This is a genomic window from Veillonella parvula DSM 2008 (assembly GCF_000024945.1).
Taxonomy (GTDB): Bacteria; Bacillota; Negativicutes; order Veillonellales; family Veillonellaceae; genus Veillonella; species Veillonella parvula.
The window spans coordinates 1479260-1497589 of sequence record NC_013520.1; the positions used below are offsets into that span (position 1 = coordinate 1479260).

18 protein-coding genes are annotated in these 18330 nt (G+C 38.6%); 1 reads left to right on the plus strand and 17 read right to left on the minus strand.

Annotated features, from left to right (window positions below; translation table 11 throughout):
- Window positions 1-190: 190 nt before the first annotated feature.
- The 8 genes from VPAR_RS06525 to thiT all read right to left on the minus strand — a co-directional run bounded on the left by VPAR_RS06525 (window position 191) and on the right by thiT (window position 6989).
- Window positions 191-1219 carry a helix-turn-helix domain-containing protein gene (locus VPAR_RS06525; RefSeq protein ID WP_042466801.1) on the minus strand — a complete coding sequence of 343 codons (1029 nt, stop codon included), beginning with the start codon at window positions 1217-1219 and terminating at the stop codon, window positions 191-193.
- A 192-nt stretch (window positions 1220-1411) separates the two neighbouring features.
- Complete coding sequence (locus VPAR_RS06530; RefSeq protein WP_004698672.1) at window positions 1412-1678, minus strand: SemiSWEET family transporter; 267 nt, start codon at window positions 1676-1678, stop codon at window positions 1412-1414.
- Window positions 1679-2077: 399 nt separating this feature from the next.
- On the minus strand, window positions 2078-3100 hold the full coding sequence (locus tag VPAR_RS06535) for an AraC family transcriptional regulator (RefSeq protein ID WP_012864639.1): 1023 nt from the start codon (window positions 3098-3100) through the stop codon (window positions 2078-2080).
- Window positions 3101-3114: 14 nt separating this feature from the next.
- Window positions 3115-3393 carry a zeta toxin family protein gene (locus tag VPAR_RS06540; RefSeq protein WP_042466802.1) on the minus strand — a complete coding sequence of 93 codons (279 nt, stop codon included), beginning with the start codon at window positions 3391-3393 and terminating at the stop codon, window positions 3115-3117.
- Window positions 3394-3442: 49 nt separating this feature from the next.
- Window positions 3443-3778: a cupin domain-containing protein gene (locus tag VPAR_RS06545; RefSeq protein WP_008714361.1), complete on the minus strand. Its 336-nt coding sequence runs from the start codon at window positions 3776-3778 to the stop codon at window positions 3443-3445.
- 347 nt (window positions 3779-4125) lie between these two features.
- Window positions 4126-5361 (minus strand): molybdopterin molybdotransferase MoeA, encoded by a 1236-nt coding sequence (locus VPAR_RS06550; protein WP_012864640.1) that lies wholly within the window; start codon window positions 5359-5361, stop codon window positions 4126-4128.
- Entirely contained in the window at window positions 5342-6466 is a 1125-nt protein-coding gene (gene mobB, locus VPAR_RS06555) for a molybdopterin-guanine dinucleotide biosynthesis protein B (protein WP_012864641.1), read from the minus strand. Before mobB ends, VPAR_RS06550 begins: the two co-directional genes overlap by 20 nt.
- A complete protein-coding gene (gene thiT / locus VPAR_RS06560; protein WP_012864642.1) occupies window positions 6459-6989 on the minus strand; it encodes an energy-coupled thiamine transporter ThiT in 531 nt (176 codons plus the stop codon). Before thiT ends, mobB begins: the two co-directional genes overlap by 8 nt.
- Window positions 6990-7172: 183 nt before the next feature.
- On the opposite strand from thiT, the gene VPAR_RS06565 reads away from it, so the two are divergent.
- A complete protein-coding gene (locus VPAR_RS06565; RefSeq protein ID WP_012864643.1) occupies window positions 7173-8159 on the plus strand; it encodes a GMP reductase in 987 nt (328 codons plus the stop codon).
- 137 nt (window positions 8160-8296) lie between these two features.
- On the opposite strand, the gene VPAR_RS06570 is transcribed toward VPAR_RS06565, so the two are convergent.
- From VPAR_RS06570 to VPAR_RS06610, 9 genes are all read right to left on the minus strand, one after another.
- Complete coding sequence (locus tag VPAR_RS06570) at window positions 8297-9490, minus strand: MFS transporter (protein WP_012864644.1); 1194 nt, start codon at window positions 9488-9490, stop codon at window positions 8297-8299.
- A 168-nt stretch (window positions 9491-9658) separates the two neighbouring features.
- Entirely contained in the window at window positions 9659-10837 is a 1179-nt protein-coding gene (locus VPAR_RS06575; protein ID WP_012864645.1) for a M20 metallopeptidase family protein, read from the minus strand.
- Window positions 10838-11027: 190 nt separating this feature from the next.
- Window positions 11028-11210: a hypothetical protein gene (locus VPAR_RS06580; RefSeq protein ID WP_012864646.1), complete on the minus strand. Its 183-nt coding sequence runs from the start codon at window positions 11208-11210 to the stop codon at window positions 11028-11030.
- Between the two features lie 137 nt (window positions 11211-11347).
- Complete coding sequence (locus tag VPAR_RS06585) at window positions 11348-12535, minus strand: aspartate aminotransferase family protein (protein ID WP_012864647.1); 1188 nt, start codon at window positions 12533-12535, stop codon at window positions 11348-11350.
- 85 nt (window positions 12536-12620) lie between these two features.
- Window positions 12621-13478: an acetylglutamate kinase gene (argB, locus tag VPAR_RS06590; protein ID WP_012864648.1), complete on the minus strand. Its 858-nt coding sequence runs from the start codon at window positions 13476-13478 to the stop codon at window positions 12621-12623.
- Between the two features lie 10 nt (window positions 13479-13488).
- Window positions 13489-14439, minus strand: a complete 951-nt coding sequence (gene argC / locus VPAR_RS06595; protein ID WP_012864649.1) for an N-acetyl-gamma-glutamyl-phosphate reductase — start codon at window positions 14437-14439, stop codon at window positions 13489-13491.
- A gap of 110 nt (window positions 14440-14549) precedes the next feature.
- On the minus strand, window positions 14550-15560 hold the full coding sequence (gene argF, locus VPAR_RS06600; RefSeq protein WP_012864650.1) for an ornithine carbamoyltransferase: 1011 nt from the start codon (window positions 15558-15560) through the stop codon (window positions 14550-14552).
- Window positions 15561-15591: 31 nt separating this feature from the next.
- Window positions 15592-16776 (minus strand): M20 metallopeptidase family protein, encoded by a 1185-nt coding sequence (locus tag VPAR_RS06605; protein WP_012864651.1) that lies wholly within the window; start codon window positions 16774-16776, stop codon window positions 15592-15594.
- A 228-nt stretch (window positions 16777-17004) separates the two neighbouring features.
- Window positions 17005-18327, minus strand: a complete 1323-nt coding sequence (locus VPAR_RS06610) for a purple acid phosphatase family protein (protein ID WP_012864652.1) — start codon at window positions 18325-18327, stop codon at window positions 17005-17007.
- Window positions 18328-18330 lie beyond the last annotated feature (3 nt).

Sequence of the window (18330 nt, forward strand, 5' to 3'; positions counted from 1 at the left end):
TATACAATTTCACCTATATGATTATAAAAAAAAGGGCACTATCATCAGAACGTAGTGCTCTTTCACCATATATTTTAATAGGATTAACAAATATACAAAATCACCTATACCTAATGATTGTATATCCACCTAATTTAATTTTCAAAATCATGAAATTATAGCTAATTACAAGTTATTATAAGAATGAAAATTATGATTGTAATCTTTTTACAACCATCTCAAGTTGGTCTCTAACATCCTGTAACTTTTGATTAGCCTCATCTAATCTATTCTTATCGATAGAGACATCTTGATATGGTAAGTAAGTTTGTAAAATGTCTATAATATCTTCTTCCTGAGTAGAAATAATTTCCTTCCAATCATGTAATTTTGTCTTACGCCCCATCTCTTTTGCTTGCTTTCTATATTCAGATGGTGTTGTATGGAAATGTTTCTTGAAGGCCACATTAAAGGCTTTAATATCTGCAAAGCCACAACTACTCGCAATATGTGCTACTCCATCTTCAGAGTTAGCTAAACGAACTGTAGCCTCTCGTAATCTCAACCGCAACAAATACTCTAAAAAGGAAACCCCTAATTGGCGTTTAAAAAATTGAGATGTATAGTTCACATTATAACCGCCTATTTTAGCAATATCTTCTAACTCTATCTTCTGCTTATAGTTTTCATCAATATAGGCAATCATTTTATCAAAGGTAGCTACAGTCATATCAGCAGGCTTTGTATGTATAGGGATAGTCTTAACCGCATCAATTTCACGATATATATCACTCGTCATGGCTAAAAAGTGACTCTCCAACCATAATTGACGATCAGGGCTTTCACTATTCACCATTAACAACATCATTTGTGCCGCAAGATAACGTAAGGACGTAAAGAATTCATTATCCCTATTAGTTTTATCTGAGCGCAATACAAATTGGTACATGCCGAAGTTAGGATCAAAGTATTGGAAAAACTCCTTACTTACATGAATAACAAGAGCTGTTGTATCCTCCTCTAAGGCCAACGTAGCATGACCTACTTGAGGGGAAATAATAATGGTATCAAGAGATTCCATTGTAAAAACCTCACTATTACAACTCATGTCGATTCTGCCCTTTAACAAGATCAAGACTTCAACGCCACTGTGCCAGTTGTAATGATATGTACTAACCTTATATATATCACTATTGAAATCTATATGATTGTGTTTATAGGTATAGTGAAAGTAATCCATAACAACGTAACACCCCTCATAAAATCAAACAAATACCTCTCAATTATTTACATAAAAAATGCACCCCTTATTAATCAAAGGGATGCATTCATTATGATATATATAATTAATAACGGTCAACAGTAATCTTATTTTATATATTAATAAATTATAGTTTTATGCTTCTATAGCATTATATATCTATTCTTAAAATTACATAACCGCTGTAATAGCCGCTGCTAAACCAAAGAAGATACCTGGTGCATTGGCTAATGCTACTGGAATATCTCTATGTTCTTTAAACAAACCATACGCTACCCATAATGTACAGTTGATTGCAGCTACAAGTGGTTGAATCCAATCACCAGTACCTGGGTGTGCAAGGTTATGCATGATTTGTGGGAAATAAGATACATACATAGCTACAGCAGTAACAGTTGCAACTTTACCTACGTTTTCCATAAATTTTACTTGATTCATATATCCTCCAAAATTATAACTTACTAATTTTTTTACTCCTGATGAGATATATTCTACTCAGTTTAGTGAATATAACTATCCAAATTAAAAGGTAGTTTTTATAGTAAAATCAACGGAAAAGTATAGATTTCTCTTGATTTACTGTATTTTTTGAATGTATTAATATATAAATTCACCCAGAAAACACATATAAAAAAGCACTACTTATCAACAGTAGTGCTTTTTCAATAACTTTATAGGGTTTCTTGATATAGAAATTTACCCAATTCTAATCTTTCTATATGTGTCATAAATTCATCAAAATAATTTGCTTACCAAACTCTTATCACAAGAATATAGCTACTATAAGAATTAGTTACTATAAGAATCTAGTTGCCATAGAGATATAACAAAATACCTTTATAAATCCTTTACTACATCAGCTAACTTTTCTTTCAAAGATTCCAATTTTTTGCTCATAAATTCCAATTCACTCTTAGCTCGAGAATCATCTTCATACGACAAGAATGAATGCAATACATCAAGAACATCTTGATTATCTACAGAAATAATTTCTTTCCAATCTTGTAAGATGGTTTTACGCCCAATGCTTTTGACTTGCTTACGATATTCTGTGGGGGTCATATTAAAGTGTTTTTTAAAAGCCACATTAAAGGCTTTCACATCTGCAAATCCACAATCGCTTGCAATTCTTGCGACAGCCTCATCCGTACTAGCTAAGCGAACAGTAGCGTCACGGATTCTTAACCTCAATACATACTCAACAAATGAAATCCCCATTTGCCGTTTAAAAAACTGCGATGTATAGGCAATATTATAGCCTCCAATTTTAGCAATATCTTCTAACTCTATTTTCTGCTCATAATGCTCATCAATATAGGCAATCATTTTATCAAAAGATGCTGGTTTTATATTGCCAGGTCTAGCATTTTCGTGAACCTTTTTAATCGGATCAAACTCTCTAAATATATCACCGGCTAAAGCTAAGTAATGATGTTCTATCCACATTCGATGTACTGGGCTTTCACCTTTAGTCATCAACAACATCGTCATAGCAGCATGATGGCGTAAGGTTGTAAAGAATTCGTTATGACGCGTACTATCATCTGAACGCAAAACAAACTGGTACATGCCAAAATCCGGGTCATACTGTTGGTAAAATTCATTACCTACATGAATAACAAAAGCAATAGTATCCTCTTCAAGAGCTAATGTTGCGTGCCCCACTTGAGGAGAGATAATCACAACATCAAGAGGTTCTAATGTAAAAACCGCACCATTACAACTCATCTCAACGTTACCTTTTAATAAGATAAAAACTTCTGTTTCTGCATGCCAGTTGTAATGATATGTACTAACCCTATATATGTTACTGCTAAACTCTATATATTTATGTTTATATGAATAGTCAAAATAGTCCATTACACTTTTGCTCCCTAAGGTAATTTCGCTCTTAACACCAGTTCTTGTGCTTTACCTACATTTAACAAATCAGTTTCATCCTGTGTCCAAGTACCAAATAACACGTTCTCTACAATAGTGCCAACTGGTTCGGTACATTGTTTGGAATTATACACTTGTACTAAATTCCGTTTATATACTTGAATACTTTCAAATAATCCACTTTGTTCTAATTCATTAATATTAGATACCAAAGATTTCACAATTTCATCGTGATGCTCTTTGGGTGTAGCTCTGGCTTGTAAAGAATACATATAAAATGCACCCCTTATTGATCTAAGGGATGCATTTATTATGATATATTTATTTAACTACGGTCAACAGCATCTTGAAGCTTTCTCGTGCATCCAAACTATGAGGCACTTCAGACGGCATGATCAAGGTTTCACCAGCTTTCACAGTATGTTCCACATCACCAACAACGATGTGCGCCTCACCATCGAGGATTTGCACAATCGCATCGCCTACTGTTACATGCGTAGAGATTTCTTCCCCCTTAGGCAGCGCAAATAGTGTAATGCTGAGTCGCTCATTTTGAGCAATTGTAATACTAATCACTTGTCCCTCTTTATACTCTAGGTGCTCACCTAGATGTAAAATTTCGTTTACTGGAATATTTTTTGTGAAAGTCTTACTCATAGAAATCACTCCTTAATAGCTATATAATAGTAAAAGTAAATAAAAAGTAGATTTAAACAGTTTTATCAAAACCAATTGATATAACTAAAAAATATCCTTCCCTTAATTTTATTATAATTTAATTGAGATTAAATTTCAGTATCTTTGGTGACAAAATTTAAAATATTTTTGGATAAACGAAATGTTTTGAATAAACGCAAAGACGAGGACTCCTAAGAGACCTCGTCTTTTTATATTATGATTAACTATAAATATTATAGTTATTTAACTAGATATATTTGTATCTATAACTCTAAAACGCTAAAAAATCTAAAGCCTTAAAGTAAGAATCTAAAAATCAATACGGTCTAAACTGCAGGCAGCAAGCCTAATAGATACACATTAAATGTATCACCAGGATGTACTTCATGAATCCCTCGTGGAATACATGCCAACGCATTCACAGTATATAGCCCTAACATACTACTACTATTAAAGTGACGATTAGCCACAAAACGTGGCGCTCCACCGCAAAATATGACTTTTCCTTGTACATAACGATCAAAGGCATTACGTTTGAAGATTTCTGTATCCATTACACAAGCCACCACTGGAGTCGTCCAATTAGCCAACCCTTTATAACGCTTCAAGGTAGGTGCTACGATTAAATGCCACCCATTAAAGGCAGCCCCTGGATTACCGGACAAACCAAAGATAATCTGACCTTTTGGGGTAACCGCACCATAAGATGCTGCACCAGGTCGCATTTGAATACGGGCATAGATAGATTTTGCTCCTAGTTTTTCATAAATAAGAGGCATCGTATCGAAAAGGCCTACCGACACACCACCAGAACTGATAATAACATCTGCTTCTTCACTAAGCTTCAACACATGGTTGATTTCAGAGTCTAACTCCTCCGGAGCATCACTTACATGATAATGTGTTATCTTATGAAAACCTAAATCCTCCAAGAGCCCACAGATCATAGCTCGATTAGAGTTGTAGATTTTACCAGGTGTTAAACTTTCACCAGGTTCAATAACCTCATGGCCAGAGGTAAGAACTAATACACGAGGCATGGCATTAACAGATATTTCCGTCATACCTAGCCCCGTCAAAATGGTTTGTACTGTAGATGTTACCTCTGTACCACGTGGGATCACGATGGTGCCGGCAACACACTCCTCACCTTGTGGAATAATATGATCACCACAATGATATTTGCCTTGAATCGTAATTGTAGTTTGTGGTTCACCAGTGCCAACCACTTGTTCTTGCATGATGACAGTATCACATGTATCTGGTACCGGTGCACCAGTCATAATACGCACCGCATGACCAACGTCTACGGGATGTTCCCATACAACACCAGCACCAATGATACCGTCAACGATATATTCATTACGACCTTCTTCGTAGGCGATGGCATAACCATCCATAGCAGATTTTGGGAATGCAGGTACGTCTGTGGGTGCAATAATGTCCTCTGCTAACACGTACCCCTTCGCAGCCTTAACATCTATTGTTTCAACTTTATGAACTTGCGTTTGTAAGGCTTCATCCCACAATTGGAGCGCCTTCTCAACAGTAACGACGGCCATTTAAACTCCTCATCATTTCCTGTATGTGACGTACCAATTCAGGTACGTCTTGATCTAACTTACCAATTTCTATCGTCGCCACTCGGTCCATGGAATCCGAGATAAGCTCTTCCGTATGTCCCTCTTGGGTAACCTCTATAATAGGGGCAATCCCTTGAGACCGTGATTCTAGTATAACTATATCTACGGGCATAAACTGTGATATTTCATACAGATTTGATTGTTCTTTTGTACGTATGCGAATCGCTGTTTCAGTAGGCCCTGCAATAGCAACCGCATCAGCCCCAGCTTTATAAGCAAGATCTGTATCTGTTCCTTCATGATCCATCTGAAAGCCATGCTTATCGCTTTTGACAACACCAACGGATAAACCGATTTTTTGTAACTCAGACACAAGGCGCGTTACAACAGTAGTCTTACCTGTTTTACGTTTCGATGCGACCACACTAATTAAAGGTACACGGCGGAATTCATTTTCCGCTAAAGCTCGCGCCCATTGATAGTCTTCAAATCGATTAATATTGCTTAGCTCCCAACTAAAATCAGTAGCATCAATAGATTCTACATGACCAATAACATCGAGGGCATGATGCAACGATACATTTTCACTAACAAGAATAGATTGAATTAAGGATGCAATATGTGGTCTATAAATACCGGCCATTGGCTCAGATTTACCACTTTCACTATATGGGACGATGGCATTCCAATCATTATGCTCTACTTGATAGAGCCAATCATAATACAAATCCATTTCCATGAATGGCATATCTACTGCCATTACTGCATAAGCAGAGCTAGTACCAACAGCTAGAGTACTATACAGCCCCCCTAAAGGTCCGCATCGCCCAACAGAATCCCGAACAATAGAAACCTTATTTTTCTCATCGTTCGATAATGTATCTATAATATGAGTCTGTATAGCAAGTCCTAATTGCTCGTCATCACCGATGGAAATAAGAATATCTTGAACATCTGCATCTAATCCCTTACGAAGGGCATGAGATATAAGACTTTCACCATTAATCCAAGGCAACAAAGCTTTAGGTTGCCCCATTCTAGTGCTGAGTCCTCCAGCCAAAATAATTAAACCTAATTTATCCACGACGTTGTAAACCTCGTTTAACACCTTGGTAGATGAATAGTAAAACTGCAATATTTAAAAGGCCATCTGGCACCATATAGGATGCATTATAAATCATGGAATAAACCCAAGGATCCTGCCCTTGCGGAGCATAGCTAGCAAAGACTACAGCACCGCTCGTAACAGATGCCCCCCAACGCAATACAATACCTACGATGGATCCAGTGATAAGGCCAGAAAGAGAGTCTTTAAAGTAACCACAAACGCCAATAGCACCGTAAGCAACCAAGTAGTCTAATACAATACTTAAATAATGAACAGATGATTTAAAGCCTAAAATAAAGTGTAATATACCATATACAACACCTACGAAGATACCTCGTGTTCCGCCCCAACGATATGCGTAAATCATGAGTGGTACCAAAGCTGCCGCCTTAATAGAGCCCCCCTGTGGCATATGAAAAATCGTAATAAATGACAACACTTGAGCAATGGCAATTGCTACGCCAGCTTCAGCAAGCATACGGGTTTTAGACTGTTCCACATTAATCAACCTCCTTTTACCATATATCTATAAATGAATATATTATTTATACAATCTACTTGTATTGTACTACAGTTTATCCCTTACACCAAACAAAATATTCGGAACGTATTGAAAATTTTATGAGTCTCTTGTATAATGGTACAGGTTCAATATGTAATACTCGAAGGAGATATAGAAACTATGATTAATACAACTAACATCTTTGATTATGAAGACGTGCAATTGATTCCTAACAAATGTATTGTCTCCAGTCGTAGCGAATGTGATACACATATAAAATTAGGTAAACGCACATTCCGCTTGCCAGTAGTACCTGCTAATATGCAAACTATTATCGACGAAGAGTTGGCTGAAAAATTAGCTCGTGAAGGGTATTTCTATATCATGCATCGTTTCCAACCAGAACGTCGTATGGACTTTGTAAAACGTATGCACGACCTTAACTTATATTCTTCTATTTCTATCGGCGTAAAAGCTGAAGAATTTGCTTTAGTTGATGAATTCAAGAAAGAAAACTTAACCCCAGAATATATCACTATTGATATTGCACATGGTCATTCCAATGCAGTCATCGAAATGATTCAATACATTAAAAAGAACTTGCCTGAGACTTTCATTATCGCTGGTAATGTTGGTACTCCAGAAGCAGTTCGTGAACTAGAAAACGCTGGTGCTGATGCGACTAAAGTAGGCATCGGTCCTGGTAAGGTATGTATCACTAAGTTAAAAACTGGCTTCGGTACTGGTGGCTGGCAATTAGCTGCTGTTCGCTGGTGCGCAAAAGCAGCTACTAAACCTATCATCGCTGACGGCGGTATTCGTGACCATGGCGACATCGCAAAATCCATTCGCTTTGGTGCTACCATGGTTATGATTGGCTCCCTATTTGCTGGTCATGAAGAATCTCCAGGGGAAGAAAAAATCGTTGACGGTAAAGCTGTAAAAGAATACTTTGGTTCTGCTTCTGAGTTCCAAAAAGGGGAACGCAAAAACGTAGAAGGCAAAAAGATTTTCATCGATTCCAAAGGTTCTATCTTCGATACATTAACTGAAATGGAACAAGATTTACAATCCGCTATTTCTTACGCTGGCGGTACGACTCTACAAGCCATTCGCAAAGTAGACTATGTACTTGTTAAAAACTCCATCTTCAATGGCGATCGCTAATCTAATCAATATATAATGATAGTTCTAAAAGCCACAGGTTCTAGACCTGTGGCTTTTTAATGCGTGAAATACATAAAATATAAAAATATGAAAAAGGAGCTACGATACGAGAATCGTAGCTCCTTAATTATAGGCTATTAAATTTGTTCTTCACTAAGTCCACAGTCTTTACTCATTAAATGGTATGCGTATTTACCAATACCTGCACTTACAACAAGCAATGTAGTCAATACGATAAATGCTACTGTAAGACTTGTACCGTGCGCAATGAAACCAATTAAGGCAGGTCCCATCAAAATACCCATATAACCGAGCATTGTGGATGTTGCGACCGCTTGTGTCATAGGAATGACATTTTGTTCCCCCATTGCAGAGAATAGGTTTGGTACTATCATAGCTAATGAAATACCCAATAATAAGTAAGTATACATGGATGCATGACCTGGCAAGAACACGATAAGCCCCATCGCAATAGAGCCAAATAAGTAGCCACCAACAACAACTTGCTTTGATGTTAAGTGTTTACCTAATCTATTACCAAGCAAACGGCCTATACACATAGTACCATTAAAGAGCATTACACCCATGACAGCCTCTTCGATAACAATCCCTTTATCTTCAAATAAATATAATGCACTCCAATCCCCTACAGCACCTTCTACCAAGTAAGAAACAAAGGACAATAAACCAAAAATAAGAGCGATTGGATGAAAGGACAATGGGCTTTTAGATTTTTTAGTAACCTTTGCATTTGGATCACTACCAAAGGTCAACATAAATTGGCTAACTACAACCATCGCAATAAATAGTACGATGAGAAGTCCCCAAATACTTTGATTAACAGGCAGCGATAAGATTTTTAAAAGCACGAGCAAAACACCGGCACCAGCAAAACCACCTAAGCTCCAGCCACCGTGATAGGCGCCCATTAAATGTTTTTTGCTCACCTTTTCTGTTAGGATAGCTTGTAAATTAGCAGAAGCACCACTAAGGCCTACACCAATACCAAAAAAGAACAGGGCTACTGTTGTTGTAGCAATAGTAGGACACATAGTAACGATGGCAAGAGATACCATACCAATAAAGCTAGCTAACAAAACGACTCTCTTACACCCAAAGCTTTCTACAAGCTTACCTGCTATAGCCATGGATAAACAAGAACCTACACCGAGCAACAAAATCATGGAACCTAATACATCTTCACCAATACTAAGCTTTGCTTTTAAATATGGCACAAAACCAGCCCATAAAGCTGTGTACATGCCGGGGATAAAAAATGCCCCAAAAGCACCACGAATATTTGCTGTTGAAATAGAAACTTGATTGTTCATTACATCCTTTCTGGCTTCTAGAACCGTCCGGCGAAGAAAGGCCCTTTTTATCCGCAAAGCACTAAAACTTATACTTTAACAGGAAACCATTTTAATTACATATGATTTAATATTGGAATATAATAAACCCCTTTACGAAAAATGTAAAGGGGTTTATCAGATTAAAATTTATTTATTTTCTTGTAACCAAGCAATGGCATATTCCGCATACACCGCTGATGCCGCAGATAGTACGGAGTCATCCATATTAAATCTATTATTATGGTGGTCGAAGGTAGCTTCTACTTCAGGGTTTTGAATACCAATAAAAGCAAAGCATCCTGGTTTATCTTGTAAATACCATGCAAAATCTTCTCCAGGCATTACTTTACGCATCTTAGAAAGCTTGTCTTTACCTAATGTATCCATAACAACACGTTCTGCTAGTTCACTGGATTCAGGATCATTGATAGTAGGTGGTACTTTTTTTACATATTCTAATGTAGCAGTCGCGCCATAGGCTTCAGCCGTATGTTCTACTACGCGGCGTATGGATTCAACATAATACTCTTCTTGGCCCGGATCAAAGAATCGAATGGTCCCCCCCATTTTAGCTTCACCAGGGATAACATTCCATTCAGAGCCAGAATGAATATTCCCAATAGTTAGTACAAGAGAGTCTAACGCGCTAACATTACGAGACACTACGGTTTGCAAATTCATAACGATGGCACTAGCCACCACGATAGCATCGACCGCTTGGTGTGGCTGTGCACCATGACCTTGTTTTCCTTTTACGTTAATAGTAATCTGGCTACTCGCAGCCATACGAGGGCCTTCCTCAACAGATACGAGACCGGCAGGCAAATCAATCCACACATGACCACCAAAGATAGCGTCCACCTTATCATACCAGTCACCAAACTTGATGAAATCCGGAGCCCCTGCGCCAGTTTCTTCCGCAGGTTGGAATGCTAAATACACATCGCCTTCAATACGGTCTTTCATAGACATTAGCATCTTAGCCGCACCTAATAAAATAGCCATATGTCCATCATGACCGCAAGCATGCATTTTACCTTCTACATCAGATTTATAGTCCACTGTATTATGTTCATGAACAGGCAGTGCATCGATGTCGGCGCGCAACGCGATAGCCTTTCCATGCTTAGCACCATGGATGATACCGATCAAGCCGATACCACGCTCTGTATCTACATGAACCTCTACGCCCATCGATCCTAATTCTTTAGCGAGTGTCTTTGTCGTTTCAAACTCTTCATTGCTGAGCTCTGGATGTTTATGAAAATATCTACGCCAATCTTGAACGTAGCCTTTATATTGCTCTATTAAATCGCGACTATGCATCGTATCGCCTCCTCTAATATCAGTATATCAATTGCATATCAATATGCATCGCTAATATATAACGATTATACAGTCTACGAATTTATAAATACACAACCTACTTGCACCAAGAAAAGCCCCTTATTTAGGGGAATAACAGGATAAATGTAAAAGAAAACGACAGGCAACGCCATGTCGTTTTCTTAGTTTCTTATCGGTTGCGCAATACTGCTTGTACCGCTAAGGATACAATAGCCGTTGCAACTGTCACAGCAGCAGTGATTTTCGCCGTTGTGATAATTTCTTCTTTTGTAGGTTTTGCTTTTGCAGCAATGTCCAACGTTTTTGCTACCGCCGGAACCAATACTTCATTACGTAAGGATTCTGTATTCATATTTACTCCTCCAATATAGACTGTTTCTTCTAGGGTAACACGAATACGGACTAAAGTCTATATAATCATCGGTTTATTTCCATAGTTCAATGTTACATAACTATAGTAAACAATATTTATGAAAGCTAGACGAATTCTTATTTTGCAGCTAATTCTTCAATCACTTCAGCCAAAATACGTATCGCCTTTTCTAATTGTTCTTGTGGAATATTAAGGGCTGGTAAAAGTCGTACCTTATTTTTAGCAGATAAGCATACTACGCCCTTTTCTAAACATTTTGCAATGACAACTTTTGCATCTACTGTAGTCTCAATACCGAGCATGAGCCCCATACCACTAACACCAATGACACCTGGTTTACCAGTTAAGGTAGATTTTACGTATTCCCCTTTTACTTTTACAGAATCGAGAAATTCAGGAGTTAACCGGCTAATAATAGTATTCCCTGCAGCCGCGCAGATTGGATTTCCCCCAAAGGTAGTAGCGTGGGCACCAGCATTTAAAACGTACTGCATCTTTTCATTGAACAAAGTAGCCCCCATTGGTAGACCTCCCGCCAAGCCTTTTGCAGTAGATACCACATCTGGTTCGATGCCAAATTGTTGGTATGCATATAGACTACCAGTCCGACCATTACCAGTTTGTACCTCATCGATAAGTACCAGTTGATCATGTTCATGAGCATATTTTGTTACCGCTTGGACAAACTCCTTATCTAATGGCATAACACCACCTTCACCTTGGATAGGTTCCATCATGATGGCACAAACAGCTGGATTAGCAAGGACTTTCAAAGCCGCATCAATATCATTGGCTGGGGTATGAATAAAGCCTTCCGTAAATGGGAAGAAATGTTGATGGAATACATCTTGTCCTGTCGCAGACAAGGTGGTAATAGTACGACCGTGGAAACTATTGACCAAGGTAACAACTACATGACGACCTTCGCCGTATTTATCATGGCTATATTTACGCGCTGCCTTAATCGCACATTCGTTAGACTCCGCACCAGAGTTAGAGAAAAACACCTTTTTCATCCCCGTTTTCACACAGAGCTGTTTCGCTAGCTCAATTTGTGGCAAGGAATAGTATAAATTAGAAATATGATTCAACGCATGAGACTGCTTAGTAACAGCATCAGTCCACTCATCATCATCAACGCCAAAAGCGGTTACGCCAATACCAGAACCAAGGTCAATGTACTCTTTACCATCTACGTCCCACAAGAGAGAACCTTTTCCTTTTTCAAAGCATACGTTGAACCGACCATACGTATTGACTATATATTCTTTATCTTGTTGTTCAAAATCGATTGCATTACTCATTATATCCTCCAAATGTACGGTCATGCCGTCGTCTATCTATGTAAAAGATACCCAATAAATGATTACCAGTATTATGTTTACTATATTAAGCAACAAACATTGTGCCAAGGCCTTCATCGGTTAATAACTCGATAAGAATGGCATGTGGAATTTCACCATTGATGATAAATACCTTTTGTGCCCCAGCTTCTATGGCCTCTAAGCAGCAATCTACCTTTGGAATCATACCGCCTACAATGACACCATCCGCTTTTAACTGAGCGGCCTCGGCCATCGTAATTTTAGAAATTAAAGAATCTGGATCATGCACCTCTCGCAGTACACCATCAATATTGGTCATAGCCACCATGGTTTCCGCCTTGAGGGCACCTGCAATTTTCGCGGCTACGGTATCCGCATTAATATTATATGTCTTGCCATCGGCTCCCATGCCGATAGAAGAAATAACCGGAATATAGCCACGGCTAATTACGTCATGGATAATACTCGTATCAATGGTATCAATATAACCTACATAACCAAGTTCTTCGTTTTGTTTATGAACTTGAATCATGTTGCCATCTACGCCACAAAGGCCAACAGCTTTGCCACCAATATCCGTTAGATCCGCCACGAGCCCTTTATTCACCTTGCCGGCTAGCACCATTTGTACAACATCCATCGTTGCTTCATCGGTAACACGTAATCCATTAGCAAAATGTGATTCAATTTGCATCGCCTCTAAGGTGCTATTAATAGCTGGACCACCACCATGAACGAGCACAACTTTTACCCCCACTAATTGAAGTAATAGTAAATCCTTCATGACAGATTTCTTTAACTCTTCATCCACCATGGCATTGCCGCCGTATTTAACGACAACGTACTGATCTGTGTATTGTTTTATATATGGAACGGCCGCCGTTAAGATATGCGCCCGCATTGCATTTGTTACATTCTTCATAGATTCCTCTCTAACCTAATACTAAACCAGTATCCTCTGGTAAACCCAATGCAATATTCATACATTGAACGGCGGCACCCGATGCACCTTTACCTAAATTATCGAAAATGGCGTGAACCATGATGCGTTCATCGTTACCAGTGACATAGATTTTCATACTGTCCGTATTGCTCAATTGATTAGCGTTTAACATACCGCTATTGCTATTTTCAGTAAATGGTGCAACTGTAACGATTGTACTATCTTTGTAAAAGTATTCTAACGTTTGTTGTACCTTATCAATACAAACAGGTTTATGACATAAACGACTATGAATACCTACGGTAACCTCCATCCCAGAGTAGTAGTCATCAACGATTGGCATAAAAATTGGCGCTTCAATAATGCCACATACATGTTGTACTTCAGGTAAATGTTTATGTTCTTGACCAAGCCCATATTGACGAGGAGCATAAAGGAAATAGTCTTTTGGATTGCTTTCATATTGGCCAATCATCTTTTTACCACCACCGCTATAGCCTGTTAAGGATGTAATGGTGAAAGGATAATCCACTGGCACGAGCCCTGCTTTTACAAGAGGCGCTATACAAGCAATCATACCGCTCGCATGACAGCCAGGATTTGCAATATGTTTTTTAGTTGCAATAGCTGTTTTGTAGCTTTCACCAAGTTCTGGGAACCCATATGCCCAACCAGCTGTAGTTCTAAACGCTGTAGAAGTATCAATAACCTTACATGGAAAATCACCAATAGCGGCCATAATTTCCTTAGATGCCACATCAGGTAAACATAGAAATACAAGATCCGCTTTTTTTGCAACCACTTTAATGGCCTCTACATTTTTGCGATCCTCATCAGCAGTCGCTAAAAGTTCTATATCTTTTCGATCGGATAATCGTTCATGAATTCTAAGACCAGTTGTGCCTTCATGACCAACAATAAATACTCTATGGGGTGTCATAATAAACCTCACTTCTCACCTATTGGTGACTCACACCTATTTATATAGCCCTTTATCCAATATAAATAGGAAACAAACTATACAATTCATCACCATTTAGGAGGATGAATTTATTTCAATGGATAATCTCCAAAGGTAGCAACCATAACTGCCTTAATCGTGTGGAGACGATTTTCTGCTTCTTGGAACGCTAAAGAGTTTGGACCTTCGAATACCTCTTCGGTCACCTCAATGCCATTCATGCCAAACCGTTCATAAATATCTTTACCTACTTGTGTTTCTGTGTTGTGGAACGCTGGCAAACAGTGGCAGAACTTCGTGTTCGGATTGCCAGTTAATGCCATCATTTCTCCATTTACTTGGAATGGTTTAAAGGTATTGATACGTTCCTCCCACATATCGTAAGTATCACCCATCGTTACCCACACACCAGTGTAAATAACATCTAAGCCTTTAATGCCTTCAGCTACATCATCTGTACAAGTAATAGTAGCACCCGTTTCTTTAGCCACTTTTAAGCACTCTTCGTAAAATGGACCAGCTGGCCAGTATTGTTTAGGACCAATCAGTCTGAAATCCATCCCCATTTTAACGGCACCACTCATCAAGGCATTGCACATATTTGATTGACCGTGTCCAACATAAGCAAAGGAAATTTTATTCAACGGTTTATCGATATTTTCTTGTATGGTTAAGAAATTTGCTAATGTTTGTGTAGGATGATCCATATCAGTAAGCCCATTCCAAACTGGCACACCAGAGTATTCCGCCAATGTATCTACGTCCTCTTGGTCGAAGCCTCTAAACTCGATAGCATCATACATGGAACCAAGGACACGAGCCGTATCCTTTAAGGATTCTTTCTTATTCATTTGAGAACCTGTAGGGCCAAGATATGTTGTAAAAGCACCTTGGTCCGCAGCCCCTACTTCAAAAGCGCAACGTGTCCGTGTTGAGTCTTTTTCAAAAATTAATGCAAAGTTTTTACCTACTAATGTTTTGATTTCTTTGCCCGCTTTTTTATCGGCTTTTAATTTTGCTGCTAAGTCCAAGAAGTATTTAATTTCGTCCGGTGTGTATTGAAGCATTGTTTTAAATGATGTATGTTGTAAACTTTTCATGATAACCTCTTATTTCAAACTACTTATTTAACTACTTTTCTTGTAAAAATTCGGCGGCAATAGCAGCCATCATTGTGATACCTGGTTCAAGGATACTTTCATCGATGGTGAAAGCCTCATTATGTAAGGCCGGATTGCCTTCAAACCCAGTACCTAACCAAAGAAAAGCACCTTTTATTTTATGAAGATATGCGGAGAAGTCCTCTGCTGCCATAGACGGAAATTCAGGATAGACCACAGCTTCTTTACCAAGATATTTCTCTACAATAGATGTGGCATAATCGATGGCCTCTGGATTGTTGATGGTAGCACCATGGCCACGCTTATAATCCAAAGTGCTTTCCGTTTTAAACATCACATCGAGAGCCTGTAAGCTTTCACCCAAACGTCGCTCAATATAATCACGTTTCTCTGGTTCATAGGTACGACAAGTACCTTCAAGATACACATCACCACAGCCCACATTGTATCGATCACCACCATTAATCACTCCAATTGTGCACACGAGATTTTCCATGGGATTCGTTTCGCGAGCCACCATGGATTCCACATTTACAATCCAGTTTGCGGCTGCTACAATTGCGTCTACCCCATTATGAGGTTCTGCACCATGAGTAGCTTTCCCTTTAATGTGTACGAGGAAGTGATCGGATGCAGCCATGAGATTACCTTTTTTAAGACCTACAGTTCCCACTGGCAATTGAGGCCACACATGAAGTCCATATATCTCATCCACATCGTCGAGGATGCCACTATCGACAATACCTTGAGCCCCTGGGAATAAAGCTTCTTCTTCGGAAGGTTGGAATACGAGTTTCACGGTCCCATGTAATTGATTTTTAATAGATTGTAGAATCGCCGCTGCACCAAGTAAAATTGCCATGTGGCTATCATGACCACAGGCATGCATAACACCTTCATTTTGTGAAGCAAAGGGCACGCCTGTTATTTCATGTATGGGTAACGCATCCATATCGGCACGCAATGCAATAACAGGGCCTGTATGAGCACCTTCTATCTTACCGATAACAGCATAATCAGAAATATCGTTTACAAAGGGAATTCCTAGTTCACCAAGCACCTTTTGAATAAATAAAGATGTATGTTTCTCTTCACCAGATAACTCTGGATGGCTATGAATATGTCGGCGCCATTCCACAACTTGTTCTTTATATTGGGAGGCATAAGTTTTTATTAAATCTTGTAATGCATTCATTACTCTATCTCCTTTATACACTGTATGTATATTTTATACATATTTTGTGTATTTTTATAATCTATACACGTATTATAATACTACCTACCATAATTAGCAAGTATTTATACAAATTCACTGTATTTTTATTTGTTATATTGTAAATCAATTTTACTCATAGATTCTTGCTACCTTTGATTAGAGAAAAATAGACAAAAAAAGACACCTTCCAAAGAAGGTGTCTTTCTCTTATTTTTCAATGACGGATTCGTCGAGCTGAGTACCATCAGGTAAAAATGATTTTACAATCAGCTTATTCGGTGTCACTGTCATAGACATATAATTATTCGTTTCAGGCTGAGGCGCTACATATACATCTAGAGGATGTTGCTTCCACTTAGGACGTCGTGCATCACCAGCTATCCCTGTAAGGATATATAGTGGACCAGATGGGTCTCGATCAAAGTTTCGTACATGGCCACGGTTGCGGTATGTATGTAAATGAGCAGATAAAACTAAGTCTACATTAAACTCATCAAAGATAGGCATAAATAATACGCCCTCATCATCAAAACCTACATCGCGACTTGCACCTGGTCGATCAAAGGCATATCGGAATGGATCTCGATGCATGAGAACTACTGTCCACTTTTTAGTATTTGCAACTAAATCTTGGCGTAGCCATTGAACTTGTACATCGTATAAATCAGGATGATGTGTATCATGATTGTCCTCATGATTACTTTCATATAACATCGTATCTAATACAACGTAATGTACATCGCCAAAATCATAGGAATAATAACGTCGATTAAAGGTTTCATTCCCATTAGGTGGTACTCCGAAGTAATTCAAATACGCATAAGGCTCGCGCATTTTCCAATCTAATGTATACATCTCATGGTTGCCTAAAGTCGTTGATAACGGTACATTAGCACTTAATGGTTTAATCGAATTTAACCAAGTGCGCCATTGATATGCCTGCTCCCCATTATCTACAAGATCGCCCATGCTAATATACAAGGCTGTATTCGGATTACGTTTTGCTGAATCTTTTACAATTCGTTCCCACTGAGAATAATCCCCCGACTGAGAGTCTGGATAGATAAGAACATCATACACACTGGCGCCAGCCGTTTCCAGGGAGTACCAAGCACTACGGCGATCACTACCATAACCAACTCGATATTCGTATTTAGTATTAGGCGCCAAACCAGTTAATGTCCCCTCATGGATATAGGTAGTACTACCATCATCGGTAAAAGCTTTGTCTGTAGCTCTTATCGTTTGAGTCGTATCGGATCCAACAAGACGATACTCTATTACCGCATCAGCTTCACTGCTATCTGATTGCCACATAATAGTACGACTCGTGCTGTTATCTTGAGCTACAATTTGCCGAATATAACGACTTTCAGAATCGAGGAGTGGCTTTATCTCTTGGCCACTCACCACAGCCGCTGTTCTAGCTATACGACTCTGTATGGCATCCTTATGGACATATCCACCTATAGTAACACAGACCAAGGCAATAATGGCTAGCACGGATATAATTAATCTTTTTTTGTTCATATA

Excerpts from the sequence above, each read along its gene's own strand:
- VPAR_RS06570 (WP_012864644.1), bottom strand. The coding sequence starts at position 9,490 with ATGAACAATCAAGTTTCTATTTCAACAGCAAATATTCGTGGTGCTTTT.
- VPAR_RS06550 (WP_012864640.1), bottom strand. The coding sequence starts at position 5,361 with ATGGCCGTCGTTACTGTTGAGAAGGCGCTCCAATTGTGGGATGAAGCC.
- VPAR_RS06545 (WP_008714361.1), bottom strand. The coding sequence starts at position 3,778 with ATGAGTAAGACTTTCACAAAAAATATTCCAGTAAACGAAATTTTACAT.
- VPAR_RS06585 (WP_012864647.1), bottom strand. The coding sequence starts at position 12,535 with ATGAGTAATGCAATCGATTTTGAACAACAAGATAAAGAATATATAGTC.
- VPAR_RS06540 (WP_042466802.1), bottom strand. The coding sequence starts at position 3,393 with ATGTATTCTTTACAAGCCAGAGCTACACCCAAAGAGCATCACGATGAA.
- argF (WP_012864650.1), bottom strand. The coding sequence starts at position 15,560 with ATGAAAAGTTTACAACATACATCATTTAAAACAATGCTTCAATACACA.
- argB (WP_012864648.1), bottom strand. The coding sequence starts at position 13,478 with ATGAAGAATGTAACAAATGCAATGCGGGCGCATATCTTAACGGCGGCC.
- VPAR_RS06530 (WP_004698672.1), bottom strand. The coding sequence starts at position 1,678 with ATGAATCAAGTAAAATTTATGGAAAACGTAGGTAAAGTTGCAACTGTT.
- VPAR_RS06575 (WP_012864645.1), bottom strand. The coding sequence starts at position 10,837 with ATGCATAGTCGCGATTTAATAGAGCAATATAAAGGCTACGTTCAAGAT.
- VPAR_RS06610 (WP_012864652.1), bottom strand. The coding sequence starts at position 18,327 with ATGAACAAAAAAAGATTAATTATATCCGTGCTAGCCATTATTGCCTTG.
- VPAR_RS06535 (WP_012864639.1), bottom strand. The coding sequence starts at position 3,100 with ATGGACTATTTTGACTATTCATATAAACATAAATATATAGAGTTTAGC.
- argC (WP_012864649.1), bottom strand. The coding sequence starts at position 14,439 with ATGACACCCCATAGAGTATTTATTGTTGGTCATGAAGGCACAACTGGT.
- VPAR_RS06580 (WP_012864646.1), bottom strand. The coding sequence starts at position 11,210 with ATGAATACAGAATCCTTACGTAATGAAGTATTGGTTCCGGCGGTAGCA.
- VPAR_RS06525 (WP_042466801.1), bottom strand. The coding sequence starts at position 1,219 with ATGGATTACTTTCACTATACCTATAAACACAATCATATAGATTTCAAT.
- VPAR_RS06565 (WP_012864643.1), top strand. The coding sequence starts at position 7,173 with ATGATTAATACAACTAACATCTTTGATTATGAAGACGTGCAATTGATT.
- VPAR_RS06605 (WP_012864651.1), bottom strand. The coding sequence starts at position 16,776 with ATGAATGCATTACAAGATTTAATAAAAACTTATGCCTCCCAATATAAA.